This window comes from Siccirubricoccus phaeus (assembly GCF_008360935.1).
Classification (GTDB): domain Bacteria; phylum Pseudomonadota; class Alphaproteobacteria; order Acetobacterales; family Acetobacteraceae; genus Siccirubricoccus; species Siccirubricoccus phaeus.
On sequence record NZ_SRXO01000004.1, the window covers coordinates 97,548 to 123,813 of the forward strand.

Consider the following 26,266-nt stretch of genomic DNA (forward strand, 5'->3'; position numbering starts at 1 on the left):
CGGCTGCGCGGCGCCGCCGGAAAGGGGACCGCCGCCTGGCGAGCTGACTTCCGCCTTGCCATTCGGTTGTGGGGCGCCGCTGGGCGGGGGGCTGCCGGGGGAGGTGGCCGTCGCCGGGCTGCCCGCCCGCCGGGCGCCGCTGGGCGGAGGGCCGCTTCCTGGCGAACTGCCCGCCGCCACCCCGCCCGGCCGCGGTAGACCGCCGGGCGGAGGGCTGCTTCCTGGCGAACTGCCCGCCACTGCCCCGCCCGGCAGCGGTGCGCCGCCGGGCGGAGGGCCGCTCCTTGGCGAACTGCCCGCCACCGCCCCGTCCGGCCGCGGGGCGGCGGGGGGCAGGGAACCGCCCGAGGAGGCGGCGCGCTGCGGGCTGCCCGGCCGCGGCGCAGCTTTGGACCGGGAGCCCCCGGCGGGGCGCCCCCCGGGTGGGATGAGATTGCGCGGTTCGGGGCTATCCTTGGCCATATGGCCATCCTACCTCCCGCCGCCGCCTTGCTCGACTGGTATGACCGCCACCGCCGGGTGCTGCCTTTCCGCGCCACGGGCGGCGCGCCGGACCCCTATCAGGTCTGGCTCTCCGAGGTGATGCTGCAGCAGACCACGGTGGCCGCGGTGGGGCCGCGCTTCGCTCGCTTCCTGGCGCGTTTCCCGGATGTGGCGGCGCTGGCGGCGGCGCCCGATGCGGCGGTGATGGAGGAATGGGCTGGGCTCGGCTACTACGCCCGGGCCCGCAACCTGCTGGCCTGCGCTCGGGCGGTGGCGGCCGCCGGGGGCTTTCCGCGCACGGCGGAGGGGCTGCGGGCGCTGCCTGGCATCGGCCCCTATACCGCCGCCGCCATCGCCGCCATCGCCTTCGGCGAGGCGGTGGTGCCGGTGGACGGCAATGTGGAGCGGGTGATGGCAAGGCTGGCCGCTGAGGAACGCCCGCTGCCCGGCGTGAAGCCGGTGCTGGCGGCGCTGGCCGGCGGGTTCATGGCGGATGCGGCGGCGCGGGCGCGGCCGGGGGATTTCGCCCAGGCGCTGTTCGACCTGGGCGCGACCATCTGCACGCCGAGGACGCCCGCCTGCGCCCTCTGCCCCTGGCGCGGCGGCTGCGTGGCGCAGCGGCGGGGGGTGGCGGCGGAGCTGCCGCGCAAGGTGCCGAAGCGCGCCCGGCCCTTGCGGCATGGCGCGCATTTCCTGCTGCGGGACGCGGCGGGGCAGGTGCTGCTGCGCCGCCGCCCGCCGCGCGGGCTGCTGGGCGGGATGCTGGAATTGCCCGGCACGCCCTGGCGGGAGGGCGGCTGGGAAACGGCCGAGGCGCTGCCCTTCGCCCCGCGCCCCGGGCTGCGCTGGCAGGCGGTGCCCGGCCTGGCGCGGCATGGCTTCACCCATTTCGAACTTGAGATGCGGCTGTTCAGCGCCGAGGTGCCGGCGCTGGCGGTGGCCGAGGGCGAGGAGCTGCGGCCGCTGGCGGGGCTGGGCGCGGCCTTGCCGACGGTGATGCGGCGGGTGCTGGGGCTGGCATCCTCCTTCCCTCCCCCGCTGGCGGGGGAGGGTTAGGGTGGGGGTGGCGGAGCCGGGCGTGTCGCGCTGAGACACCCCCACCCCGACCCTCCCCCGCCAGCGGGGGGAGCTCCCGCCCTGCGCACCGGCCGCTCCAATGGTGGTGCGCGGTCTCCGGTGGCGGTGCGGTGCCCGGGCACCGGCGGCGACGGGCTTCGGAGCCCGCCCCTCACCCATCCCGCAGCCGGTACACCGCCCGCCCGGCCCATTCCCGCAGCGCGTACCAGCTCTGGGCCCAGCGATCCGGCCGCGGTACCCAGTCCGAGAGCCTGCCATCCGGCACCCGGTCCAGCCGCACCGGCGCCGCCAGCGTCACCAGCCCGGCCCGGGCGAAAGCCTCCTGGGAGCGCGGCATGTGCCAGGCATGCGTCACCAGCCAGGCGGTGCCGATCCCCTCGGCCCGCAGCAGCTCCGCGCTGAACGCCGCGTTCTCCCTTGTGTCGCGGGCGCGATCCTCCACCCAGCGCACCGGCACGCCGAATTCCTCCCGCAGCGCCGCCGCCATCACGCCGGCGATCGGCGGCTCCCCCCGCCCTAGCGCGCCGCCGGTGACCAGCAGCGGCAGGCCGGTGCGCCGTGCCAGCGCCGCGCCGGCGCGCAGCCGCTCCAGCGTCAGCGGCCCCACCTCCGCCCCGTCCCGCGTCCGCGCCGCCTCGCCGGAGAGCACGATGACGGCGCCGGGCGGCGCGCCGGCGGCCGGGTAGGGCTCGCCCACCCGCACCTCCCGCTCCAGCGAGGCGTAGAGCAGCCCGGCGCAGAGCGGCGTGGCGAGGAACAGCAGCAGCAGCGCCGCCAGCGCGACCAGCCCCCGCCGGCGCCCCAGGCCGCCCAGCAGCGCCACCAGCACGAGGAGCAGCGGCGGCAGCAGCAGCGAGGTCAGGGTCCCCTGCATGCCTTGTCCCCACCCGACCCCGCGCCGCTGGAGCGTGACCGGTCGAGGTCGAATCGACCGAGACCGCGAGTCACGCGACCAAACAATGAGCTGGAGCGGGATGGTAAGCGAAGCTCCACTGATCCCGCTCTAGTGTCCTGCCCGCGAAGTTCGCTGGATTTCCAGCGACGCAGCGGACAAGCAGGCCACTGAACAAAAGCTGGTGGCCCGAGAACGAAGTCCGCAGGACTGTGGAATCGGGACACTAGCTGTAGAGATGGGCCCGCTCCGCCTGCCGCACGCTGTCATCCGCCAGGATGTCGCGACGGATGCGGCGGCAGGCGCGCCAGTCGAACCAGGTGTTGAGGCCGTTCCAGCGCAGCCGCATGTGCCGGTGCCGCGCCCGGTAGAGGTCCAGCACATGCGCCGGCATCGCCGCCGCGCCTTCCTCCCACAGCAGGGGGTAGAGCATGTTGGCCTGCTGCCGCCGCACCGCGTAGCGCATCATCCGGTTGTGGTAGATCCGCCAATCGCCCGGGCGGAAGGGGGAGAGGGAGGGGTAGCTGAAGCCCGCCGCCTCGCAGGCGATGATGCGGCGGTCGTCCCGCTCCCCCCTGGTGTCCAGGTTCCATTTGATGAGGGTGCCGACCAGCCCGTCCTCCCCGAACATGCCGAAGGGCAGGCGGAGCCCGCGGCGGCGGAACGCCATCACGCAGCGGTCGCGCAGGGCGTAGAGGTTGCCGGCGATGAATTTCTCCCGCACCAGATTGGCGCGGAACGCCGCCCGGGTGCGGCCGGAGACGGGCAGGCCGGCGCAGGCATCCGCCTCCGGCGCCGCGGCGAAGGCGGCGAGGAAGCCGGCGATGCTGCCCGGGGCGATCATCACATCGGCATCGGTGAAGACATGGATCGCGGCGTCTTCCGGTGCCACCTCATGGGTGTAGTGGTTCCAGGCATTGGCCTTGTCGCCGCGCTGGATCACCACCGGCACCAGTTCGAAGCCTTGGTCCCCCTCTGGCGGCCGGTAGGCGCGGACCACCTCCTCCGTCCGGTCGCGGCAGCCATTGATGAGGACATGGACGCGCAGCCGGGCCTCCGCGGCGCAGGCGCCGATCGCGTCCAGGCAGGCGGCGATGCCGGCCTCCTCGTTGTAGGCGAAGACCGCAATCGACACGATAGGACCGGCCATGCGAATAAGCCCCTGGTTGCCCCTTCAATAGCCTCGCGCCGCGCCGGGCGCAGCCCCCCTTTCGCCATGCCGGCCGGGGAACGGCCGGGCGGAGTCTGGACCCATTGCCTTGCCTGATGATGAAGCCGGGCCGGCACCGCGGCTGAGCGCCGTGCCGGTCCGGGATTTCGCCGCGCTCGGCGCCGAATGGCGGGGGCTGGAGGCGCGGGCGGCGCCCTTCACCCCCTTCCAGTCCTGGTCTTGGGTGGGCTGCCTGGCGGCGGAGCGCTATGCCGACCCGGTGCTGCTGCGGGCGGAGCGCGATGGGCGGCTGCTCGGCCTCGCCCTCTGCAACCGCCGCGCCGGGCGGCTCTGCCTGGCGGAGGCGGGGGAGGCGGCGCTGGACGCGCCCTTCATCGAGCACAACGCGCCGCTGCTGGCGGCGGAGGCGGGGCCGGAGCTGGCCGCGGCACTGCTGCGGCGGGGCTGGCTTGTGCCGGGGGTGCGGTGGCTGGTGCTTTCGGGCGTCGCGCCGGGGCTGGCGGCGGCGGCGGGCGGCACCCCCTGGCGCTGGCAGGCACGGCCGGCGCCCTGGGTGGATTTGGCGGCGCTGCGGGCGGCGGGGCAGAGCCATCTGGCCGCGCTCAGCGCCAATGCCCGGCAGCAGCTCCGCCGCGCCCTGCGGGGGGCGGAACGCCATGGCAAGCTGCGGCTGGAGCGCGCCGCGACGCCGGCCGAGGCCGCCGCCTTCCTCGACCAGCTCATGGCGCTGCATGGTGCGAGCTGGCGGGCACGCGGCAAGCCGGGCGCCTTCGCCACCACCTTCGCCCGGCGCTTCCACCAGGCCCTGGTCGCCGAGGCCCTGCCGCGCGGGGAGGTCGATCTGCTGCGCGTCTCGGCCGGGGCGCGGGTGCTGGGGCTGCTCTACAATTTGCGCCGCTCCGGCCGTATTCACGCCTATCAGAGCGGCTTCGACCTGGCGGGCGAGGCGGGGCGGGACCGGCCCGGCCTGGTCTGCCACCATCTAGCCATCGAGGCGGCGCTGGCCGAAGGTGCCGCATGCTACGATTTCCTGGCCGGCGAGGCGCGCTACAAGCGCAGCCTGGCGAATGCCGAAGCGGCGCTGGTCTGGGCGGAGCTGGTGCCGCGCTGGTCGGCGGCGGGCCTGCTGGCCCGGGCGCGGCGCGGCCGGCTGGGCCAGGGCGTGCAGAGGTTGGTAAGGCGATGCGGGGCGTAATGGCGGCGGCCGGCGCGGCAGGCCGGCGGGGCGAAGGGCGTGGCGCGGCATGATCGATACCCTCGGAATTCTGCTGACCTGCTTGGCCTGCCTCTACGTCGCGATCCGTGCCGTGCAGCTCGACGCCATGCTGCCCTGGTTCCAGCCGCCGCGGCGGGAGGCGGGCGCGCCGGACGCCGCGGTTCCGGGGGAAGGCGCCGGGCCGGCCACGCCGTCGCCCGGGGCCCGGCCCCGCCGCGCGGCCGCACCGGCGCCGCGGCCAGCGCGGCCGGGCGGCTGGCGCGCCCGGGCCTGGCAGGACGGGGAGGGCTGAGCCGTGCTGCGCAGCCTCTTCCTCACCGGCATCTATTTCAGCTTCATCGGCCTCGGCCTCGCCGCGCCCTTCGTGCTCAGCCTCGGCTATGTCTGGGTCAGCATCTTCCGCCCGCAATCGGTGGCCTATGCCATCCTGCCGGCCATCCCCATCTCGCTCCTCCTCGGCGTGCTGGCCATCGGCTGGTTCGTGGTGCGGGATTTGCGCTACCCGCCGCGGCTGACGCCGGTGCTCTGCCTGATCCTCGCCATGGGCCTCTGGGTCACCTTCACCACCGCGGTGCTCGCCGTGGCGCCGGAAGCCGCCTGGGGCAAATGGGACTGGGCCTTCAAGACCATCGTCTTCTCCGCCTTCATGGTCTTCGTCTTCCGCTCCCGCATCCAGATCGAGGCGCTGGTGCAGGTGATCTGCTTCTCCTTCGCCGCGCATTTCCTGCTGGTGGGAGCGAAGACGCTGGTCAGCGGCGGCGGCTACGGCAAGGAGCTCGGGCTGCTCGGCGGCAATACCGGCTTCGGCGAGGGCGGCAATTTCGCCGCGGCGACGCAGATGTGCGTGCCGCTGCTGCTCTACCTCGCCCGCCACAGCCTGCTCGCGCCGCGCTGGAAGCTGACGCCCTTCGGCTATATCGGCCTCGCCTGCCTCGCCGTCGTCGCCTCGATCGGCACCTATCAGCGCAGCGCGCTGGTCGGCATCGGCGTGTTCGGCCTGGCGCTGTGGTGGCGCAGCAAGCGGAAGCTGCTGGTCGGCGGGATCTGCCTGGCGGGGGCGCTGGTCCTCGCCTTCGCCACCTCCTCCGCCTGGCTGGAGCGGATGGGGACGATCGACGACTACAACACGGAATCCTCCGCCCTCACCCGCATCCTGGTCTGGAAATGGACGCTCGGCTTCGTCGCCGAGCATCCCCTGGGCGGCGGCTTCCACAGCTACCTGATCAACGAGATCCGCAGCCCGCCGACGCCCGACCGGCCCGAAGGCGTCGTGCAGCAGGCCCGCGCCTTCCACAGCATCTATTTCGAGATGCTGGGCGAGCATGGCTGGCCTGGCCTGGCGCTCTTCCTGGCGATCAACCTGCTGACCCTGCTGAGCCTGGAGCGGGTGCGACGGCAGACGAAGGGGCTGGAGCAATTCGTCTGGTGCCGGGACCTGGCGACGGCGCTGCAATTGGCGCTGCTGGTGCTGCTCTCGAGCGGCGCCTTCGTCGGCATCGGGTTCCAGCCGATGTTCTGGTACCTCTTCGCCCTCGGCGCCTGCCTGCACCACCATTGGCAGCGCGCCTCCGCTGAAATCCGGGTGGCGCGGCGCGGGGAGGGGCTGGCGGCGGCCGGCTGGGTGCCGCGCCGCGTGCGGGAGGCGCGGGTGCGGGCAGCGGCGCGTTAGCCTGTCGCGACGAAGCCACGACAGGGCACCTGGGCAGGGCCACGGCCTGGCGAGCTCCGCGCGGCGCCCGTGCTCAGCGCCGGCGGAGCTGGAACAGCGCCTGCTCGCCGAACAGGTTGGCGAGGCGGGGGGAGCGGCGCCAGGGCGCCTTCAGCCCGTGCTCATCCACCGCCAGCCATTCCTCCACCACATAGCCGTCCAGGGCGCAGAGCCCGAAGAAATCCCGGATGGTGCAGGGGTGGATGTTCGGCGTCTCGTACCAGGCGCGGTGCCAGGTGCTGGTCATCGGCATGCGGCCCTTGGCCAGCAGGTGCCAGCGCACCATCCAATGGCCGAAATTCGGGAAGCTGACGATGGCGTGCCGGCCGATGCGGAGCATCTGCCGCAGCACCTCCCGCGGCTTCTCCACCGCCTGCAGGGTGCGGGAGAGCACGACATAGTCGAAGGCGCCGTCCGGGTAGAAGGCCAGGTCGTGGTCGGCATCCCCCTGGATGACGGCGAGGCCCGCCGCGACCGCCTGGGTGGCGGCCGCCATGTCGATCTCGATGCCCCGGGCATCGGCCGCCTTCTCCGCGGTGAGATGGGCGAGCAGCGCGCCGTCGCCGCAGCCGATATCCAGCACCCGGGCGCCGCGCGGGATCATCTCCGCGATCAGGCGGAGGTCGAGCCGCATGTTCTTGGCGACGTAGCGGATTTCGCTGCGCGGCAGCGGCGGGCGGAGATCCGCGGGCGAATCCGGCATGGCTAGACCCCCACCCGGTCCGCCGCGCCGGCGAGGAACCCGCCCAGCGCCCGGTGGAATTCCGGCTCCTCCAGCAGGAAGGCGTCATGCCCCTTGTCGGAGGCGATCTCCACGAAGCTGACATTCGCCGCCGCGGCGTTCAGCGCGCGGACCAGGGCGCGGCTCTCGCTGGTGGGGAACAGCCAGTCGGAGGAGAAGCTGGCGACGAAGAAGCGCGTCGCCGTGCCGCGGAAGGCGGCCGCCAGGTCGCCGCCATGCTCGGCGGCCATGTCGAAATAATCCATGGCGCGGGTGATGGTCAGGTAGCTGTTCGCATCGAAGCGGCGCACGAAGGTGCTGCCCTGGTGACGGAGATAGCTCTCCACCTCGAACACGTCCTCGAGGAAGGTCAGCGCCGCGGCGCCGCGCAGGCGGCGGCCGAATTTCCGCGTCAGCGCCTGCTCCGAGAGATAGGTGATATGCGCCACCATCCGGGCGACGGAGAGGCCCTGGGCCGGGATCCGCCCCTCCTCCCAGTAGCGCCCCCGCTTCCACTCCGGGTCGGCATGGATGGCGGCGCGCCCCACCTCGTGGAAGGCGATGTTCTGGGCGCTGTGATAGGCGGCCGTCGCGATGGGGGCGGCGGCGAAGACCGTCTCCGGGAAGGTCGCTGCCCATTCCAGCACCTGCATGCCGCCCATGGAGCCGCCGACCACCGCCAGCAGGCGCGGGATGCCGAGATGGTCCACCAGCTTCTTCTGCGCTTTCACCATGTCCCGAATGGTCACATTGGGAAAATCCGTGCCCCAGGGCCGGCCGAGCGGCCTTCCGGCCGGGTCCGTCATTTCCTCCCGCGGGCCGGTCGAGCCCATGCAGCCGCCGAGCACATTGGCGCAGATCAGGAAATAGCGGTCGGTATCCAGCGGCTTGCCGGGGCCGACCACGCTCTCCCACCAGCCGGGGCGGCCGGTCAGCGGGTGGCGCTCCGCCACATACTGGTCGCCGGTCAGGGCGTGGCAGATGAGGATGGCGTTGCTGCGGGCGGCGTTCAGCCGGCCATAGGTGCGGTAGGCGACAACGACCGGGGCAATGGTCACGCCGCAATCCAGCCGCATGCCCTCCGCGAACAGGGCGCGCTGATGGTCCACCTGCGGGAAGGGGGCGATCTGGGCGGTCATGCCGTTCCGTTCATTGGCCGTGTGCAGATGGGCGTATGCAATCTACTGGTCTGCGGCCGGTATGGTGCCTGCCCGCGCCCCAGGCGCAGCCCGGGGACGGAGAGGGACCCGGCAGGTCATTGGAAACAAAGGCTGCTGTCGCGCGGACGAAAGGGTCCGGCCGCGCGACAGCAGCAGGAATAGGGTGTGCCGGCCCGGTCTTCAACAGCGCCTGCGAGAGCGCCTGCACCCGCAGCCCCTGCCTTGGCGGCGCCCGCCCCCCCGGCTAAAGCAGGGCTGAAAGCCGGATCAAGATGACCCCGCCCCCAGATTCCGCCGCGATGCCAGGCCCTGAGACCATGCTCGCCGAGCTCCGGGCGGAGATCGACGCGCTCGACAGCGCCCTGCACGACCTCATCATGCGCCGCGCCGAGGTGGTGGCGCGGCTGGCCGCCAGCGGCATCAAGGCCGGGCGCCAGGCCAGCCCGCTGCGGCCGGGGCGGGAGGCGATGATCCTCCGCCGCCTGCTCTCCCGCCACCACGGCCCGCTGCCGCGCCTCGCCCTGGTGCGGCTTTGGCGGGAGATCCTGGCCGGCTCCTCCGCCATGCAGGGCGGCTTCGCCGTCGCCGTGCCCGCGGCGGGGGTGGAGCTGTCCCGCCTGGCGCGGGAGCATTTCGGCACCCCGACGCCGCTGCGCAGCGTGGAGACCGCGACCCGCGCCCTGGCCGCGGTGACGGAGGGGGAGGCGCAGGTGGCCGTGCTGCCCCTGCCGGAGGAAGGCGAGGCGCCGGAGGCCACCTGGTGGACCCGGCTGGAGGTGCCGCGGCTGCAGGTGGTGGCGCGGCTGCCCTTCTATGCCCCGAAGGCGGAGGGCCTCCCGGAGGCGCTGGCCGTCACCCAGGGCCGGGCCGACCCCTCCGGCGCCGACCGCACCCTGCTGCGCCTGGAGCTGGCGGAGGACCGGGGCCGCGGCGCCCTGGCCGCCGCCCTGGCGGCTGCCGGACTGCCGCCCCGGCTGATGCTGCTGCACCGCATCGGCGGCGTGGTGCTGGCGCTGGCGGAGGTGGAGGGGATGCTGGCGGCGGATGATCCGCGCCTCCTCGCCTTGTCCTTCGCCCGCGCCCAGATCCTCGGTGCCTACGCCGCGCCCGAGAGAGGAGAGTGACCCCGATGCCGAGCCTGCTGCCCCGCCCCACCATCCTCTCCATCGAGCCCTATGTCGGCGGGGAATCGAAGGTCCCGGGCGTCAACCGCATCGTCAAGCTGTCCTCGAACGAGGGTGCCTTCGGCGTGCCGCCCGGCGCCAAGGCCGCCTATGTGGAGCTGGCGGGGGAGCTGCACCGCTACCCGGATGGCGGTGCGGGGCCGCTGCGCGCCGCGCTCGGCGCCCGCTTCGGGCTGGACCCGGCGCGGATCGTCTGCGGCAACGGATCCGATGAGATCATCGCCCATCTCATCCTCGCCTATGGCGGGGAGGGGACGGAGCTGGTGATGAGCGCGCATGGCTTCGTCATGTACGACATCGCCGGGCGCTATGCCGGCTGCCAGATCATCAAGGTGCCGGAGAAGAACCTGACGGCGGATGTGGACGCCCTGCTGGCCGCCGTCGGGCCGCGCACGAAGCTGATGTTCCTGGCCAACCCGAACAACCCCACCGGCTCCATGCTGCCGGCGGCCGAGGTGGCGCGGCTGCGCGCCGGGCTGCGCGAGGACGTGCTGCTGGTGCTGGACAGCGCCTATGCGGAATACGTGACGCGCGACGACTACGATGCGGGCGCCGCGCTGGTGGAGGCCGGCACCAACACGGTGATGACCCGCACCTTCAGCAAGGTGTTCGGCCTGGGCGGCCTGCGGCTCGGCTGGTGCTACGGCCCGGCGCAGGTGATCGACGTGCTGAACCGGGTGCGCGGCCCCTTCAACGTGAACGCCCCTGCCATGGCCGCCGGCATCGCCGCGCTGGCGGAGCCGGGCTGGGTGGAGAAGAGCGTCGCCCACAACACCGAATGGCGGGCGAAACTGAGCGCCGCGCTGACCGAAGCGGGCATCGTGGTGCACCCGAGCGAGGGCAATTTCATCCTGGCGGATTTCGCCACCGCGGCGCGGGCCAGGGCGGCGGATGCGGCGCTGAAGGCGCGCGGGCTGATCGTGCGCGCCATGGGCGCCTACAGCCTGCCGCAATGCCTGCGCATCACCGTGGGCACCGCCGAGGAATGCATGATGGTGGCGGAGGCGCTGACCGCCTTCATGCGAAGCGCCGATGCGGCCTGAGCCGATCTTCAAGCGCCTCTGCCTGATCGGCGTCGGGCTGGTCGGCGGCTCCATCGCCCGGGCGGCGCGGGAGAAGGGCGGCGTCGCGGAAACCATCGTCGCGCATACCAGGCGGGACGCAACGCTGGCGCGGGTGCGGGAGCTGGGCTTCGCCGATGTGGTGGAACCCGACGCTGCCAAGGCGGTGGCAGGCTGCGACGGCGTCATCCTTTGCGTGCCGGTCGGCGCCTACGCCGGGGTGATGCGTGCCATCGCGCCGCATCTGGCGCCGGGCTGCGTGCTCTCCGATGTCGGCTCCACCAAGGGCAGCGTCATCCGCGACCTGGCGCCGCTGCTGCCGCCGGGGGTGCATCTGGTGCCGGCCCACCCCATGGCGGGCACCGAGCACAGCGGCCCCGATGCCGGCTTCGCCGCGCTGTTCGAGGGCCGCTACTGCATCCTGACGCCGCTGCCGGGCGGCGATCCCGCGGCGGTGGAGAAGATCGCCGAGCTGTGGCGCCGCTGCGGCTCCATGGTGGAGCGGATGGATGCGGAGACGCATGACAAGGTTGTCGCCATCGTCTCCCACCTGCCGCATCTGATCGCCTTCACCATCTGCGGCACGGCGGACGATTTGGCGGAGGAGACGCGGGAGGCGGTGCTGAAATTCGCCGCCTCCGGCTTCCGCGACTTCACCCGCATCGCGGCCAGCGACGTGGATATGTGGCGCGACATCTTCCTCAACAACCGCGACGCGCTGCTGGAAATGCTGGCGCGCTTCACCGAGGACAGCCATGCGCTGGCGCGGGCGGTGCGCTGGGGGCAGGCGGAGTTCATCGAGGACCGCATAAGACGCGGCAGGCGGATCCGGCGGGGGCTGATCGAGCGGAAGCAGGCGTGAGGCGGCGGGCGGGGCCGGCTGTGGCTGGCCTGGCCGGACCGCGGCTTCACTGAAGCACTGGATTCCCGCCCGGGCCGCCCTTAGCTTTGCCCCCATGGACGGGCTCTACGATTCCGACATCCTCCGCTGGTCCGAGCAGCAGGCCGCGCTGCTGCGACGGCTGGCGGCCGGGGAGCGGGTGAACGACGCCATCGACTGGCCCAACCTGATCGACGAGGTCGAGAGCGTGGGGCGCAGCCAGTTGAATGCGGTGGAAAGCCTGCTGGATGTCGGGCTGCGCCACCTGGTCCTGGCCTATGCCGCGGCGCGGAGAGAGGCAGTGCCGCATTGGCGGGCCGAGGCCCGCGCTGCCCTGGCCCGGGCCGGGCGTCTTGCCACCCCCGGCATGTTGCCGCGGCTGGAATTGCCGGAGATCTGGGCCAGCGCCCGCGACGTCGCCCTGGCGAAGCTGGCGGTGGAGGCGGGAATCGCGCGGGAGGTGTCGGAAGCCTGCCCCTTCACCCTGGCGGAGCTGCTGGACCGCCAGCCGGAGATCGACACCCTGCTTGCCCACCTCGACGCCTGACCCCCGCCCCGAGCCCTTTTAATTCCGATATCGTTCCATCCTCGGGCCGTGCCCGCATCGGCGCCGGCGGCGAGGCGGTGATGCCGCGGCGCCGGGCTGCGACGTCCTCGTCCGGCCCGTGCCTCGCCGGGCCCGGCGAGGCACCTCCGTCCCGCTTTTCCTCTCTTGATGACACTAAGAATCAATTGCAATTGGTTGCATCGGCACACCCCAGCCGTCACGAATCCCCTTGAGAACCGCCATGCGCCGCAGCCCAGCCAAACCAGGCCGTCCCCGCCTGGTGCCCCTCCTCGCCGCCTGCCTTTTCGCCACGCCGGCCGCCCGCGCCCAGACCACCCGGCCGGAGCCCGAAGGCGCGGTGCGCCTGCCGGAACTCAGCATCCAGGGCCAGGCGGAAACCGCCACCGGCCCGGTCCGCGGCTATGTCGCCGAACGCAGCGCCGCCGGCACCAAGACCGACACGCCCCTGCTGGAAACCCCGCAATCCGTCTCCATCGTCACCCGGGACCAGATGGATGCGCAGCGGCCGCAGACCATCCGCGACGCGCTGGCCTACACCCCGGGCATCGTCGCCGGCCAGGGCTTCAGCCGCAGCGACGAGACCTTCGTGATCCGCGGCTTCCAGGGCTCGGCGCAGAACAATTCCATCTTCCGCGACGGGCTGCGCTGGGGCGCCAACAATTACGGGCTGGGCCTGATCGAGACCTACGGGCTGGAGCGCATCGAGGTGCTGCGCGGCCCCGCTTCCATCCTGTTCGGCGCCGTGGAGCCGGGCGGCATCCTCAACCTCGTCAGCAAGCGCCCCACCGCGACGCCGCTGCATGAAATCGAGCTGAGCGGCGGCAGCTACGGCCACCGCCAGGTCGCCGCGGATTTCGGCGGGCCGCTCACCGCCGATGGCAGCCTCAGCTACCGCCTCACCGGCCTCTGGCGCGACAGCGGCACGATGATCGACCACATCCCGGACGATCGCCGCTACATCGCCCCGGCGCTCACCTGGCGGCCGAGCGCCGATACCAGCATCACCCTGCTCGGCAGCTATTACCGCGGCGACACCGCCTACAATTACGGCTACCCCTTCAACGGCACCGTGCTGCCCAACCGCAACGGGCCGATCTCCACCAGCCGCTTCGTCGGCCAGCCGGGCTTCGACAGCTACGAGACGGAGACCTTCTCCATCGGCTGGCTGGCCGAGCACCGCTTCGACGCGACCTGGACGGTGCGGCAGAATTTCCGCTACCTCACCGCCGATTCGACGATCCGCGACCTGCAGGTGGTCAGCCCCACCAGCGCCGCCGGCCTTTCGCCGGACCAGCGCAGCGTCGCCCGCTCCGCCGAGAACCGCCGCACCACCTCCACCCAGTACCTGCTGGACAACCAGGTTGAAGCGCGCTTCGCCACCGGGCCGCTCTCCCACACCGTGCTGGCGGGGTTCGACTTCGCCCAGACCCGCCTTGTCGATATCCGCGGCACCACCCGCACAGGCGTGCCCGGCCTCGACCTCTACGCGCCGAATTACCATCTCGGCATCCCGGTCGCGAAGCTCGGCACCACCATCAATTCGCTGAGCACGGTCAGCCAGCTCGGCCTTTATCTGCAGGACCAGGTGCGGATCGCGGACCGGCTGGTGCTGCTGCTGGGCGGGCGGCAGGACTGGGCCTCCACCGAGGTGACGAACCGCCTGGCCCGCAGCGTGGTGGCGCCGGAGGACAGCGCCTTCAGCGGCCGCGTCGGCCTGGTCTGGCTGCTGGATGGCGGCTTCGCGCCCTATGCCAGCTATTCCGAATCCTTCATCCCCAACACCACCGCCACCGTCGTCGGCGGCGGCGCGCTCAAACCCAGCACCGGCCAGCAATACGAGGTCGGGATCCGCTGGCAGCCGCCCGGCGCCCGCAGCCTCGTCAGCCTCGCCGCCTATGAGCTGACCAAGCAGAACGTGGTCGGCGCCGATGTCGCGCATCCCGGCTTCGCGACGCAGACCGGCGAGATCCGCGCCCGCGGCGTCGAGCTGGAGGGCCGCGCCGAGCTCTCCGAGAATTTCAGCCTCATCGCCAGCTATGCCTATACCGATGCGCGCATCATGAAGAGCAGCCTGCCGGCCGAGGTGGGGCGCACGCCGGCGGCGGTGCCGATGCACCGCGCCACGCTCTGGGGCGACGCCACCGTCACGGAAGGCCCGCTGCGCGGCCTCGGCCTCGGCGCCGGCGTGCGCTACAGCAGCGGCACGCGGGACACGGCGAACCTCATCAAGGTGCCGGATGTCGGCCTGGTGGACGCCATGGCACGGTACGATTTCAACGAGCAGTGGCGGCTTTCCCTGAACGCCACCAACCTGTTCGACAAGCAATATGTCGCCACCTGCACCTATGCCTGTTTCTACGGCGAGCGGCTGACCATCACCGCCGCGCTGCGCTACCGCTGGTGAGGCGAGGCGACGCGGACCCCGCATTCCGCTATTGCTGAAAGTAAGAATCAATTGCAATTGGCGCCGGGGCGCCCGCCCGAGGCGCCCTGCGACTTGCTTGCGGAAGAGATTTGATGCGGATTGCCCCAGTGCCCGGCCCGGCCAGGCTGCTTCCTCTGTTCGCCACCGCCTTGGCCCTGGCCGCGCCTGCCGCCCGGGCCCAGACCGCCCAGCCCGACGCCGAAGGCGCCGTGCGCCTGCCGGAGCTTCGTGTCCTGGGCGTCCGGGAGACCGCCACCGGTCCCGTCCAGGGCATCTCCGCCGAGCGCAGCGCCAGCGGCACCAAGACCGATACGCCGCTGATCCTGACGCCGCAGAACGTCACCGTCGTCACCCGCGAGCAGATGGATACGCAGAACGCCCGCAACCTGGGCGACGCGCTGCGCTACACCGCGAACGGCCAGGGCATCCTGTCCGATTTCCGTGGCGAGTACGGCACGGTGCGCGGCTTCACCCCGGACATCTACCTGGACGGGCTGCGCGTGCCCGTGCCGGTCGCGGCCCACAGCTTCCGCATCGAGCCCTGGGGCATGGAGCGGGTGGAGCTGCTGCGCGGCGCCAATTCCGGCCTCTACGGCCAGGGCAATCTCGGCGGCATCATCAACAGCATCAGCAAGGCGCCCTACATCGGCCAGCCGAACGAGGTGGCGATCCAGGGCGGCACCTTCGGCCGCATCCAGGGCATGTTCGATGTCGGCGGCACCGCCGGCCAGGGCGATACCCTGCTGTGGCGCCTCAACGGCCTGGTCCGCGATTCGGACACCTATGTGGATGCCGGCCGCGACAACCGCATCTACCTTGCCCCCTCGCTCACCTGGCGGCCGACCGGCGACACCACCATCACCCTGCTCGCCAGCTATATGCGCGACGATGCCGGCATCACCGGCCAGTGGCTGCCCGCCGCCGGCACGGTGCTGCCCAACCCCAACGGCACCATCCCGCGCGGCCGCGCGACGGGCGAGCCCGGCTGGGACCACTACCGCCGGACGCAATTCGGCATCGGCGCGCGCATCGAGCACCGGCTGAACGAGGATTGGACCCTGCGCTCCAATTTCCGCTACACCTACCAGGAGCTGGACTACCCCTCCATCTATGCCAGCGGCTTCAGCCCGGCCGGCCAGCAGCGCACCCTTGCCCGCGTCGCCTCCTACCAGAACCCGACCTATCGCAGCTTCGCCATCGACAACCAGGTGCAGGGCAGGGTGGTCACCGGACCGCTGGAACACACCCTGCTGTTCGGCGTGGACTACCGCATGCTGAACGCGCATGCGCGCACCTATGCCGCGGCCGCCGCCCCGCTGGACGTCTTCACCCCGAATTACGGCTACAATCCCGGCGCCCTGCCCATCAACGCCTCCACCAACCAGACGCAGGTGCAGACCGGGCTCTATCTGCAGGACCAGCTCCGGCTGGACCGCTGGTACCTGACGCTGACGGGGCGCCAGGATTTCGCCGATACCAGCACGCTCAACAACCGCACCGGCCGCGATTCCAGCCAGCGCGACAGCCACTTCACCGGCCGCGCGGCGCTGCTCTACGCCTTCGATTCCGGCGTCTCGCCCTATTTCGCCTACGCCACCTCCTTCCTGCCGAATATCGGCACCATGTCGCCGGCCCGCGGCGGCGGCGCCTTCTCCCCCACCACCGGCGAGCAGTACGAGGCCGGCATCAAATACCAGCCGCCCGGCCAGTCCAGCCTCTACTCCGCCACCATCTTCCAGCTTACCCAGCAGAACGTCCTGACCCCGGATCCGAACAACATCACCTACTCCGTCCAGACCGGCGAGGTCCGGGTGCGCGGGCTGGAGCTGGAGGCGCGCCTTGCCCTCACGCCGCGGCTCAACCTCCTCGCCGCCTGGACGGCGCAGGACCCGGAGGTGATGAAGACCAACATCGCCAACAATCTCGGCATGCGCCCGGCCGCCATCCCTTCCCAGACCGGCGCGCTCTGGGTGGACTACACCTGGCCGGTGGCGGAGGAGCTGCTCATCACCCTGGGCGGCGGCGTCCGCTACTACGGCAACTCCACCGGCAATGGCAGCCCGGGCCCCGGCTCCCCGCAATTCAACGTGCCCAGCTATACGCTGGTGGATGCGCTGGTGCGGGCGGATTGGCGGCAATGGCGGCTGGCGGTGAACGCCAACAATCTTGGCGATGAGAAATACGTCGCCGCCTGCTACACCCTCGCCTCCTGCAGCTATGGGGCGGGCCGCACCGTCTATGCGACGCTGAGCTACCGATGGTGAACGCGCTGCAACGCGCCTGGCAGGGGTTCCGCGCCTGGCGCTGGCCGGGCGTCCTCTCCCGCACCCTGGCCGCGGTGGTGGGCGGCTATGCGGTCGGCGCGCTGGTCTCCGTCGCCTGCGCCCTGCTGCTGCCCATGCCGCGGGCGGAGGCGGTGCTCACCGGCATGATGCTGAGTTTCGCCGCCTATGCCGGCGCCGTGCTCTGGGCCTTCGCCGCGCGCAGCGCCTGGCGGGCCTGGGCCGGCATCCTGCTGCCGGCGCTGCTGCTGGCGGCGGCAAGCTGGGCAGGGAGGGTCACATGAAGCAGGGCTTCCGCCAGTGCATGGCCTGGCTGCACACCTGGGCCGGGCTGATTCCGGGCTGGATCCTCTTTGCCGTCTTCCTCACCGGGACGGCTGCCTATTACCGCGGCGAGACCACTGCCTGGATGCGGCCGGAGCTGCGCACCGCCCTCCCGGCGCCGGACGCCGCGACGCTGGCGGTGCAGGAGCTGCAGCGGATTGCGCCCGACGGCCCCTGGTTCATCGGCCTGCCGACGGACTCCGACCCGCTGATCCGCGTCTTCTGGCGCTCCAGGGAGCAGCGTCGCTTCCGCGACGGCGTCATCGATCCCGTCAGCGGCCGGCTGGCGGAAGCCGGCGAGACGCGCGGCGGCGAATTCTTCTACCGCTTCCATTTCGAGCTGCACATGCCGCCGATCTGGGGCCGCTGGGTCGTCGGCGCCTGCGCCATGGCGATGCTGGTGGCGATCCTCAGCGGGGTCATCACCCATCGCCGCATCTTCGCCGATTTCTTCACCTTCCGCCCCGGCAAGGCCGCCGGCCGCTCCTGGCTGGACGCGCATAACGCGCTGGCCGTGCTGGCGCTGCCCTACCACCTGATGATCACCTATACCGGCCTCGTCACCCTGATGTTCATGTACATGCCCTGGGGCATCCAGGTGGCGTATCAGGGCAATTCCCAGGCCTATTTCGCCGATACGCTGGGCATTCCGCCGCCCGTCCGCCCGGCCGGCCAGGCGGCGCCGCTGACCGACATCGCCCCGCTGGTGGCGGAGGCGCTGCGGCGCTGGCCGGAGGCCGGGGTGCGGCGCATCTCCGTGCAGTCGCCGGGCGACGCCAATGCCCGCATCTCGCTCGGCCGTGGCGACGGGCCGGAGCTGCCGATCAAGCGGCAGGAGCTGGTCTTCTCCGGCACCACCGGCGAGCTGCGCGCGGCGACCGGCAACGAGGCGCCGGCGGTGCAGACCGCCGGGGCCATGTACCGCCTGCATTTCGCCCGGTTCGAGAGCCACCTCCTCCGCTTCCTCTTCTTCCTCTCCGGCCTGGCCGGCACCGCCATGGTCGGCACCGGCCTGGTGCTCTGGGCGGCGAAGCGGGTGCCGAAGAGGGCAGGCCAAGGGGCCGCCAGGCGCGGCTTCGGCCTGCGCCTGGTGGAGACGCTGAATCTCGGCACCGTCTTCGGCCTGCCCGTTGCCATGCTCGGCTTCTTCTGGGCCGACCGGCTGCTGCCGCGGGTGATGGAGGCGCGGTCGGACTGGGAGATCCGGATCTTCTTCGGCCTCTGGCTGCTCGCCTACCTGCATGCGGCGCTGCGCCCCGGACGGCGCGGCTGGGCGGAACAGGCGGGATTCGCCGCGCTGCTCGGCCTCGGCCTGCCGCTGCTGACCGCGCTGACGACGCGGTATCATCTGGGCGTCACCCTGCCGGCCGGGGATTGGCTGATGGCCGGGATGGATCTCGGCTTCCTCGGCTTCGGCCTGGCCTTCGCCCTGGCGGCGCGCAAGCTGTGGCGGGAGTCGCGCCGGGCGGCGGCAGCAGCGCCGCTCGGCCGGCTGCGGGCGGAGGGCGCGTGATGGCGGTGCTCGCCCTCGGCCTCGCCTATCCCGGCTTCCTGCTGCTCTCGCTCGCCATGGACCGGCACCACCGGGAGCTGCTGGGCGGCGCGCCGCCCCGGCCGCGGCGCCTGGCCCTGCGGCTGACGGGGGCGGCGCTGCTCGGCCTCTCCACCCTGCCCTGCTTCGCCCTCTGGGGCTGGTCCATCGGGCCGGTCGCCTGGTGCGGCGTGCTGACGGTCGCTGCCCTCGGCCTGGTGGCGCTGCTGGCCTTCGCGCCGCGCGCCGCCGTGCTGCTGGCCCCGCTGCTGCCGGTCTTGGGGCTCTCCGCCTGGATCGGCTTGGAATGAGGAAAGGAACGCCAATGATGATGCGATGGATGCCCCTTGCCGCCCTGCTGGCCGTCTCCGGCCCCGCCATGGCGCACCAGATCTGGCTGGAGCGGGAGGGCCAGACCGCCCGCGCCTATTTCGGCGAGCCGGTGGAGAATGTGCGGGAGAAGACGGGCGGGCTGCTGGACCGCATTCCCGGCCCACGCGCCTTCGCCGCCGACCCCGCCGCGCCGCTGCCGCTGACCCGCGCGGCGGACCATTTCAGTGCCACGCTGCCCGCCGGCACCGGCGATGTCCGGCTGGCGGAGGAGGGGCTGCCGCCCTTCGGCCGGGAGGAGAAGACCAAGACCGTCATGCTGGCGCGGGAGGGCCGCAGCGAGACCCGCCACGCGCTGGACCTGGAGCTGGTGCCGGTGGCGCCGGGCGGGAATGAGTTCACCGTCCTGCTGCGCGGCCAGCCCCTGGCGCGGGCGGAGGTGACGCTGGTGGCCCCACCGCGCTGGGAGCGGAAGCTGCGCAGCAATGCCGAGGGAAGGGTGCAATTCGAGACGCCCTGGGCCGGGCGCTACGTGGCGGAGGTGATCCACACCGAGGCGACGCCAGGCGGCAGCGGCGACGGCGCCTATGCGCGGCTGCGCTACGTCTCGACGCTGTCCTTCGTGGCGGAGGGGGGGATTCCCTGGACGGAGAGGTGAGGGCGGGGGCCTTGCCCCGTAGGCGCTAGAGCGTGATCGGTTGAGGTCAAATCGACCGAAACCGTGAGTCACGCGACCGAACAAAGAGCTAGAGCGGGGCGGGTGAGCGCAGCTCAACCGATCCCGCTCTAGAGCAGATCGCCGGAGGGCGGCATCGTCCGGAGGCGTGAATCTGCTCTACCCTTGGGAAATTCCGAAGAAAAACAAACAGGAAGATCGGGGGCGCTGCCCCCGAACTCCCGCCCGGGACTGGACCAGTCCCCGGACCCCGGTATGAGTTTTCCGACCCGACGGGCTGAACCAGCCGACTCACGCCGGGGTCCGGGGAGGGGTCCCCTCCCCAGCGGGGGTTGGCGGCACTGCCGCCAACGGGCGAGCCCCTGGCGGAGGCATGGCGGCGAAGCCCCCATTTCCCGTCGCCAAGGTCTTCCGCCCTTCCTCCCGCAGCCTCACCGCCGCCTCGTCGTACAGGAAGGGCAGCGTCGCGTAGCGCAGGCCGCGCGTCACCGGCCGCGCCTCATGCAGCAGGGAGCAGGAGAAGACGCAGGCCCCGCCCAGCGGCGGCCGGTAGCGCCGCGGGCCGAATTCCGGGAACCACAGCTCCCCACCCTCGAATTCGTCATTCAGGTTGATCGTCACCGCGAAGCGCCGATGCGCCGTGCCCGGGGTGGTGTTGTCCCGGTGGGCGCGGAAATGCCCGCCCTCGGCGCCGTCGTAGCAGGCGACGATGTAGCGCTCGATCCGCGTCGCGGTGAAGTGGAAGGCCTTGCGCAGCTCCGGCGCCAGGCGGCGCGCCAGCCTTTCCCGCAGCCCTTCCTGCAGCGCCGGGTCGGTGATCTGGCAATCCCGCCGCCGCTTGGTGGCGGGGTCATAGGTGCCGACCGTCCGACCCTCCCGCTCCACCATGAAGCCGCTCTCCTCGCCGCCCTGCGCCTGGTACCAGGCGATCAGGCGGGCGCAGAATTCCGGCTCCAGCACCCGGGGCAGCAGCAGCACGGGGGCGGGGCATTCCTGGCCGGTATGCAGCTCGGGCGGCGGCAGGCGGCGCAGCAGGTCCAGCAGCGCCGGCAATTGCGCCGCCGGGGCGGCGGCGATGAGGCGCAGCAGCGGGTCCAGCAGCAGCACCGTCGGGCCGAAGCGAAGGCCGCCGGCGCCGGGCGTCGGCCGGGCCACGCCGTAGAGGCGGCTGACCGCCAGGTCCCGGTCCTGCAGCACGCGCAGCCCGGGCAGGCGGTCCGTCACCGTCTCGGCCGGGTCGATGCTGAGGAGGAAGGCGGTGGCCTTGCGGTCATCCAGCAGCCCTTCCGCCTGCGCCGCCAGCAGGGCGGCGGCGCCCGGGCTGCCGGCCGGGCCGAGAAAGGCCAGCAGCACGTAGCGCCCTGCCGCGCTGGCGAAATTGTAGCGCGGATTGGCCGCCGAGGGGGCGAAGAACCAGGGGGCGGGGTCGCCGGGCGTCAGCCGGCGCGGGAGAGACGACATGGGCAACCTGCGAGGACCTCGCAGCTTCCCTAGAGCCCCTTCCTTACCCGGCGTGTGGCGCGGACCATACGGCTTGGCGAACTGACACGGCCGTGATCAGCCCATAGGCGGAGATGCCGAGGGCCACGGCGATGAACTGTCCCTCCAGCCCCCAGCCCAGCCCTTCCGAGAGCAGCCAGCCGCCGCCCACCGCGATGCCGATGCGGGAACAGGCGGCGATGGCCGGCCAGCGCATCCGCCCCGCCCCCATGGAGGCGAAATAGAGCGCCATGCCGACGCCGAAGCCGGGCAGGGCCGGGCCGATCAGCCCGATGGCCGCGGCGGCGATGGCGGCGACCGCCGGGTCGCTGGCGAAGAAGCGCGCGGTGGGGCCGGGCAGCAGGGAAACGAACAGCCCGACCGAGGCGGTGACGGCGAAGGCGAGCAGCCCGCCGGTCCAGGCGATGCGCCGCGCCTCCGCCCAGGCCCCGGCGCCGACGGCGCGGCCGACCAGCGCCGTCAGCGCCGAGCCGACCCCGAAGGCGAGCGGCACCATGAGGAATTCCAGCCGCGCGGAGACGCCATAGGCGGCGACGGCCGCGGCGCCGTGCCGGGCGATGGCGGCAGTGACCAGGATGGTGGTCAGGTTGGCGATGCAGGCCATGGTGCAGGCCACCAGCCCGACGGCCAGGATGCGCCTGAACAGCGCCGCCTGCAGCCCGACCCGGAGGGTGGGCACGAAGCCCGCCCCGCCGCGCAGCACCACCGCCGCCATGCCGATTGCGGCGAGCGCCATCATCACCGCGAAGGCGATGCCGGCGCCGGGCAGGCCAAGCCCCGCCTTCTCCATCAGCGCCCAGGCGAGCGGCGGGTAGCCGAGCCAGGCGAGGATGAGGACGCGGGAGGCCAGCGCATGCCGGCCCCCGCCGCGCAGCACGGAGGCGAGGGTATTGGCCAGCCAGGCCGGCACCGCGCCTGCGCCGAACAGCCAGGCGCAATAGCCGGCGGCCGCGTCCGCCGCTTCCGGCCCGCCGATCCAGCCGAGGATGGTGCGGGGGAAGCCGGCCAGGGCCACGGCGAAGACCAGGGCGAAGCCCAGCGCGATGACGACGGCATGCAGCACCAGGGCGGAGGCTTCCTCGCGCTTCCCGGCCCCCAGCGCCCGGGCGATGGCGGAGACCACGCCGCCGCCCATGGCGCCGGCCGACATCTGCTGCAGCAGCAGGGCGAAGGGCAGCACCACCGCCCAGCCGGCCAGCGCGGCCGTGCCCTGGCGGGCGGCCAGCACCGGCTCCACGAGCTGGCAGAGGGATTGCAGCACGGCGACCAGGGTGGTGGGGGCGGCCAGCGCCAGCACCCGGCGCAGCAGCTCCCCCCAGGGCGCCCGGACCTGCGAGGCGATGCGCGGCGCGGCGAGGCTATCGGCCATCTGGCGGGGTCTCCCCGAAACGGGCGCGGGTGGCGCGGCCGGCGCCGGGGCCGGGCAGCACGCGGATATCCTCCGGCCACAGGCGGGTGCCGGCGGAAGAGAGGACGGGCGGGGCGACGATCGGGCGGCCGGTGGCGGCTTCTTCCAGCACCACCGGCGGGCCCTCCGGCCCGGTCATCCAGCGATCCGCCCAGGCCTTCAGGGCGAGATAGGCCGGGAAGAAATCGCGGCCCTTCTCGGTCAGCCGGTATGCGTGCCGGGCGCCGGGGCCCCCCGAGGCGGAAATGGGGGTCTTCGCCAGCAGCCCGTGTTCCGTGAGCTGGCGCAGCCGGGCGGAGAGGATGTTGGGGGCGATGCCGAGATTGCGCTCGAATTCGTCGAAGCGGGTGGTGCCGTAGAAGGCCTCGCGCAGGACCAGCATGGCCCAGCGTTCGCCCAGCACGGCCATGGAGCGGGCGACGGGGCAGCGCATGCGGGAGAAATCGATGCGGCTCATGCGTCCTCCCGGCTGGCTTGCGTGATGCAAGCATTTTTGCTTGCGTGTTGCAAGCTGAGTTGGAAGCGCCGAGGTTGGCCTAGAGCGTGATCGGTTGAGGTCGAATCGACCGAGACCGTGAATCACGCGACCGAACAATGAGCTAGAGCGGGGCGGGTGAGCGCAGCTCAACCGATCCCGCTCTAGGGGGGGGGCGGGATGATCCGCGGCCGGTCCGCTGCTCGGACCTTGAGGCGAGGGGGGTGCGCTGGCGGATGGCGCAGGCCGCGCAAGTGGCTGGCGAGCCTCGACGGGTTTGCCGTCCTGCGCAGCCGTGCTGCTTCGGCGGGCGACGCAACGCAGCCCGGCGTTCGGCCTGTTTTGAAGGGTTCGCAGGCACGTCCCGGCGGGGCTGTGCCGCCCCGGCGTCGTGCGTCGTACGTCGGGCCGACGGTGTCGCGGTTGCCGGCATCGACGATGGCCGGCACGTCCTGCCCGAGGGCCTCCGAGGCTGGCTATAAAGCCGGCCGGCTCACCCCGCGGGCCTGAAACCCAGACCGGGGTCCGGGGACCGGTCCGGTCCCTGGCGGAGGTGCGGGGTCGCCGACGCTGCCCGCGACGGCTTCCTGCCAGGGGCCAGGGGCGGAGCCCCTGGCGTCACCCCTCGATCCCGCCCCGCTGCCCCGCGATCATCGCCAGGAACTCCTTGCGGGTGGTGGGGTTGTCCCGGAACGCTCCCAGCATCCGGCTGGTCACCATGGAGACCCCCGGCTTGTGGATGCCGCGCGTCGTCATGCATTGATGCGCCGCCTCGATCACCACGGCGACACCTTTGGGCTGCAGCACCTCATTGATGCAATTCGCCACCTGGGCGGTCAGCTTCTCCTGGATCTGCAGGCGCTTGGCGTAGACTTCCAGCACCCGCGCCAGCTTGCTGATGCCGACGACGCGGCCGGCCGGCAGGTAGGCGATATGCGCCCGGCCGATGATCGGCACCATGTGGTGCTCGCAATGCGATTCCAGGCGGATGTCGCGCAGCACCACCATTTCGTCATAGCCGTCCGTCTCCTCGAAGGAGCGGGCGAGGAGTTCCACCGGGTCCGTGGCGTAGCCGGCGAAGAATTCCTCATAGGCGCGGGCGACGCGGGCGGGGGTGTCGATCAGCCCTTCCCGGTCCGGGTCGTCGCCGGCCCAGCGCAGCAGGGTGCGGACGGCGGCTTCCGCCTCCTCCCGGCTGGGGCGGGCGTCCAGGGAGGCCTGGGTTTCGACCAGGCGCGGTGGGGTCTGGATGTTCAAGGTCTCGGTCCCATTTTGGCGCGCCGGGGGATCGGCTGGTCGGTCGCCCGCCCTCGGCTGCGCCTTTCGCACATGGGCGGCATCGGTACGGCTGCAATAGTCGCACCTTAGGCGGGAGTCACCAACCCCACCTCTTCGTGCCCTCCATACCCGGCCACCCGCGAGGGCCCCAACCGCTGATGTCTCAGAGCCTTCCGTCCCGAGGGGCCATCGGCATTCCCGACAGGCCCCGAGGAGAGCAAGGCCCCTCCGCCGCGGCGAGACTCAGGCTACGCCCGCCATCGGCTCAGGCATTGGCGAGGACGAACTCGGCCTCGGTCTTCGCCTTCACCTCTTCCAGCGTCACCTCCGGCGCCAGCTCCACCAGCTCCAGCCGCGTCTCGCCGCGGCGGGCGAGGCGGAACACCGCGAGCTCCGTGATCACCATATCCACCACCCGGGCGCCGGTCAGCGGCAGGGTGCAGGCCTTCAGCAGCTTCGGCTTGCCGCCGGCGGTGTGCTCCATCAGCACCACCACCTTCTTCACGCCGGCGACGAGATCCATCGCCCCGCCCATCCCCTTCACCATCTTGCCGGGGATCATCCAGTTGGCGAGGTCGCCATTCGCCGCCACCTGCAGCGCGCCGAGGATGGAGAGGTCGATATGCCCGCCGCGGATCATGGCGAAGCTGTCGGCGCTGCTGAAATAGGAGCTCGTGGGCAGCTCCGTGATGGTCTGCTTGCCGGCGTTGATGAGGTCCGGATCCTCCTCCCCCGCATAGGGGAAGGGGCCGAGGCCGAGCATGCCATTCTCCGACTGGAGCTGGACGTTCATGCCGGCGGGCACGTGGTTCGCCACCAGCGTTGGGATGCCGATGCCGAGATTGACGTAGAAACCGTCCTGCAATTCGCGGGCGGCGCGGGCCGCCATCTGGTCACGGGTCCAGGCCATGGCTCAAACCTCCTCCCCGGCGGCCGCCGCCGGTTCGCGCTGGCGCACGGTGCGCTGCTCGATCCGCTTCTCATAGCCCGGCGGGCATTGGACGATGCGCTTCACGAAGACGCCGGGGGTGATGATGTGGTCCGGGTTGATCTCGCCCGGCTTCACCAGATGCTCCACCTGCGCCACGGTCATGCGGGCGGCGGTCGCCATGATGGGGTTGAAGTTCCGCGCGGTCTTCCGATAGACGAGGTTGCCCTCGGTATCGCCCGTCCAGGCATGGATGATGGCGAGGTCGCCGACGATGCCGCGCTCCTGCACATAGGTCTCGCCGTCGAACTCCGCGGTGGGCTTGCCTTCCGCCACGGCGGTGCCGACGCCGGTCTTGGTGTAGAAGGCGGGGATGCCGGCGCCGCCGGCGCGGATCCGCTCGGCCAGCGTGCCCTGCGGGTTGAACTCGATCTCCAGCTCCCCGGCCAGGTACTGCTCGGCGAAGGTCTTGTTCTCCCCGACATAGGAGCTGATCATCTTCTTCACCTGCCGCGTCCTGAGCAGCAGGCCAAGGCCGGCATCGTCGATGCCGGCATTGTTGGAGACGATGGTGAGGTCCTTCACCCCGCTCTCCCGGATCGCCTCGATCAGCAGCGAGGGGATGCCGCAGAGGCCGAAGCCGCCGGAGAGGATCATCATCCCGTCGCGCAGCACGCCGGCCAGCGCCGCCGTCGCGTCCGGATAGAGTTTGCCCATGCGGGGATGCTCCTTCCCTGGCCGTGTCCCGAGGGGCGCAAGCTAATGGGGCCGGGCGGTGCGGGGAAGCCTGCTGAAGGGGCTGATCCGGCGGTGATGGGGGCCTTGCGCCCCCTGCGGGGGGCCGCTATACGCCGCCTCCTCTTCCAGTACTCCCTTGGGGGGCCATAGCTCAGTTGGGAGAGCGCTTGAATGGCATTCAAGAGGTCAGGGGTTCGACTCCCCTTGGCTCCACCAGTATAGAAACCGCCTCCGACCAGGGACTTAGCCG

Annotated in this window: 24 protein-coding genes and 1 tRNA gene; 15 read left to right on the forward strand and 10 right to left on the reverse strand. The window is 72.0% G+C overall.

Annotation, left to right across the window (positions count from 1 at the left end):
• Nucleotides 1-462 precede the first annotated feature (462 nt).
• On the forward strand, nt 463-1,539 hold the full coding sequence (locus E5N76_RS07090) for an A/G-specific adenine glycosylase (protein WP_149536595.1): 1,077 nt from the start codon (nt 463-465) through the stop codon (nt 1,537-1,539).
• A 172-nt stretch (nt 1,540-1,711) separates the two neighbouring features.
• On the opposite strand, the gene E5N76_RS07095 is transcribed toward E5N76_RS07090, so the two are convergent.
• Both E5N76_RS07095 and E5N76_RS07100 read right to left on the reverse strand, forming a co-directional pair.
• Nucleotides 1,712-2,434: a YdcF family protein gene (locus E5N76_RS07095; protein ID WP_149536596.1), complete on the reverse strand. Its 723-nt coding sequence runs from the start codon at nt 2,432-2,434 to the stop codon at nt 1,712-1,714.
• 244 nt (nt 2,435-2,678) lie between these two features.
• The gene (locus E5N76_RS07100) at nt 2,679-3,602 is read right to left on the reverse strand and encodes a glycosyltransferase (RefSeq protein WP_149536597.1); all 924 of its coding nucleotides are present in this window, start codon (nt 3,600-3,602) and stop codon (nt 2,679-2,681) included.
• A 109-nt stretch (nt 3,603-3,711) separates the two neighbouring features.
• Between E5N76_RS07100 and E5N76_RS07105 the strand changes: the two genes are divergently transcribed.
• Genes E5N76_RS07105 through E5N76_RS07115 form a run of 3 tightly spaced genes read left to right on the forward strand, consistent with a single transcriptional unit; the run spans nt 3,712 to nt 6,508 of the window.
• Entirely contained in the window at nt 3,712-4,818 is a 1,107-nt protein-coding gene (locus E5N76_RS07105; protein WP_149536598.1) for a GNAT family N-acetyltransferase, read from the forward strand.
• Nucleotides 4,819-4,867: 49 nt separating this feature from the next.
• On the forward strand, nt 4,868-5,131 hold the full coding sequence (locus E5N76_RS07110; protein ID WP_149536599.1) for a hypothetical protein: 264 nt from the start codon (nt 4,868-4,870) through the stop codon (nt 5,129-5,131).
• Between the two features lie 3 nt (nt 5,132-5,134).
• Entirely contained in the window at nt 5,135-6,508 is a 1,374-nt protein-coding gene (locus E5N76_RS07115) for a putative O-glycosylation ligase, exosortase A system-associated (protein ID WP_149536600.1), read from the forward strand.
• 73 nt (nt 6,509-6,581) lie between these two features.
• Here the strand turns inward: E5N76_RS07115 and metW are convergent, their stop codons facing one another.
• A complete protein-coding gene (gene metW / locus E5N76_RS07120) occupies nt 6,582-7,181 on the reverse strand; it encodes a methionine biosynthesis protein MetW (RefSeq protein ID WP_149536824.1) in 600 nt (199 codons plus the stop codon).
• 71 nt (nt 7,182-7,252) lie between these two features.
• Nucleotides 7,253-8,407 (reverse strand): homoserine O-acetyltransferase MetX, encoded by a 1,155-nt coding sequence (metX, locus tag E5N76_RS07125; protein WP_149536601.1) that lies wholly within the window; start codon nt 8,405-8,407, stop codon nt 7,253-7,255.
• A gap of 320 nt (nt 8,408-8,727) precedes the next feature.
• On the opposite strand from metX, the gene E5N76_RS30965 reads away from it, so the two are divergent.
• The 10 genes from E5N76_RS30965 (at nt 8,728) to E5N76_RS07175 (ending at nt 19,671) form a co-directional block, all read left to right on the forward strand.
• A complete protein-coding gene (locus E5N76_RS30965) occupies nt 8,728-9,552 on the forward strand; it encodes a chorismate mutase (RefSeq protein ID WP_187830033.1) in 825 nt (274 codons plus the stop codon).
• A 5-nt stretch (nt 9,553-9,557) separates the two neighbouring features.
• Complete coding sequence (gene hisC / locus E5N76_RS07135) at nt 9,558-10,655, forward strand: histidinol-phosphate transaminase (protein WP_149536603.1); 1,098 nt, start codon at nt 9,558-9,560, stop codon at nt 10,653-10,655.
• Nucleotides 10,645-11,535: a prephenate/arogenate dehydrogenase family protein gene (locus E5N76_RS07140; RefSeq protein ID WP_149536604.1), complete on the forward strand. Its 891-nt coding sequence runs from the start codon at nt 10,645-10,647 to the stop codon at nt 11,533-11,535. Before hisC ends, E5N76_RS07140 begins: the two co-directional genes overlap by 11 nt.
• 94 nt (nt 11,536-11,629) lie before the next feature.
• Nucleotides 11,630-12,100, forward strand: coding sequence for a DUF29 domain-containing protein (locus E5N76_RS07145; protein ID WP_149536605.1), 471 nt, complete (start codon nt 11,630-11,632; stop codon nt 12,098-12,100).
• Between the two features lie 280 nt (nt 12,101-12,380).
• Nucleotides 12,381-14,525 (forward strand): TonB-dependent siderophore receptor, encoded by a 2,145-nt coding sequence (locus E5N76_RS07150; protein WP_187830034.1) that lies wholly within the window; start codon nt 12,381-12,383, stop codon nt 14,523-14,525.
• Between the two features lie 113 nt (nt 14,526-14,638).
• The gene (locus E5N76_RS07155) at nt 14,639-16,810 is read left to right on the forward strand and encodes a TonB-dependent siderophore receptor (protein ID WP_149536607.1); all 2,172 of its coding nucleotides are present in this window, start codon (nt 14,639-14,641) and stop codon (nt 16,808-16,810) included.
• The gene (locus tag E5N76_RS07160) at nt 16,807-17,112 is read left to right on the forward strand and encodes a DUF3649 domain-containing protein (protein WP_235907600.1); all 306 of its coding nucleotides are present in this window, start codon (nt 16,807-16,809) and stop codon (nt 17,110-17,112) included. Before E5N76_RS07155 ends, E5N76_RS07160 begins: the two co-directional genes overlap by 4 nt.
• Nucleotides 17,109-18,665: a PepSY-associated TM helix domain-containing protein gene (locus tag E5N76_RS07165; RefSeq protein WP_149536609.1), complete on the forward strand. Its 1,557-nt coding sequence runs from the start codon at nt 17,109-17,111 to the stop codon at nt 18,663-18,665. The genes E5N76_RS07160 and E5N76_RS07165 overlap by 4 nt, the downstream gene beginning before the upstream one ends.
• Nucleotides 18,665-18,994, forward strand: coding sequence for a DUF3325 domain-containing protein (locus tag E5N76_RS07170; RefSeq protein ID WP_149536610.1), 330 nt, complete (start codon nt 18,665-18,667; stop codon nt 18,992-18,994). The genes E5N76_RS07165 and E5N76_RS07170 overlap by 1 nt, the downstream gene beginning before the upstream one ends.
• Before the next feature lie 17 nt (nt 18,995-19,011).
• Nucleotides 19,012-19,671, forward strand: coding sequence for a DUF4198 domain-containing protein (locus tag E5N76_RS07175; RefSeq protein ID WP_187830035.1), 660 nt, complete (start codon nt 19,012-19,014; stop codon nt 19,669-19,671).
• Nucleotides 19,672-19,980: 309 nt separating this feature from the next.
• Here E5N76_RS07175 and E5N76_RS07180 read toward each other — a convergent pair whose 3' ends face one another.
• The 6 genes from E5N76_RS07180 to E5N76_RS07205 form a co-directional block, all read right to left on the reverse strand.
• Entirely contained in the window at nt 19,981-21,150 is a 1,170-nt protein-coding gene (locus E5N76_RS07180) for a 2OG-Fe(II) oxygenase (RefSeq protein ID WP_149536612.1), read from the reverse strand.
• Between the two features lie 43 nt (nt 21,151-21,193).
• A complete protein-coding gene (locus E5N76_RS07185; RefSeq protein ID WP_149536613.1) occupies nt 21,194-22,558 on the reverse strand; it encodes an MATE family efflux transporter in 1,365 nt (454 codons plus the stop codon).
• A complete protein-coding gene (locus E5N76_RS07190) occupies nt 22,548-23,054 on the reverse strand; it encodes a winged helix-turn-helix transcriptional regulator (protein WP_149536614.1) in 507 nt (168 codons plus the stop codon). Before E5N76_RS07190 ends, E5N76_RS07185 begins: the two co-directional genes overlap by 11 nt.
• 636 nt (nt 23,055-23,690) lie before the next feature.
• The gene (folE, locus tag E5N76_RS07195; protein ID WP_149536615.1) at nt 23,691-24,329 is read right to left on the reverse strand and encodes a GTP cyclohydrolase I FolE; all 639 of its coding nucleotides are present in this window, start codon (nt 24,327-24,329) and stop codon (nt 23,691-23,693) included.
• A gap of 286 nt (nt 24,330-24,615) precedes the next feature.
• Nucleotides 24,616-25,260: a CoA transferase subunit B gene (locus E5N76_RS07200; RefSeq protein ID WP_149536616.1), complete on the reverse strand. Its 645-nt coding sequence runs from the start codon at nt 25,258-25,260 to the stop codon at nt 24,616-24,618.
• Between the two features lie 3 nt (nt 25,261-25,263).
• A complete protein-coding gene (locus tag E5N76_RS07205; protein ID WP_149536617.1) occupies nt 25,264-25,995 on the reverse strand; it encodes a CoA transferase subunit A in 732 nt (243 codons plus the stop codon).
• Between the two features lie 161 nt (nt 25,996-26,156).
• On the opposite strand from E5N76_RS07205, the gene E5N76_RS07210 reads away from it, so the two are divergent.
• Nucleotides 26,157-26,232 (forward strand) — tRNA-Ala (locus E5N76_RS07210).
• Nucleotides 26,233-26,266 lie beyond the last annotated feature (34 nt).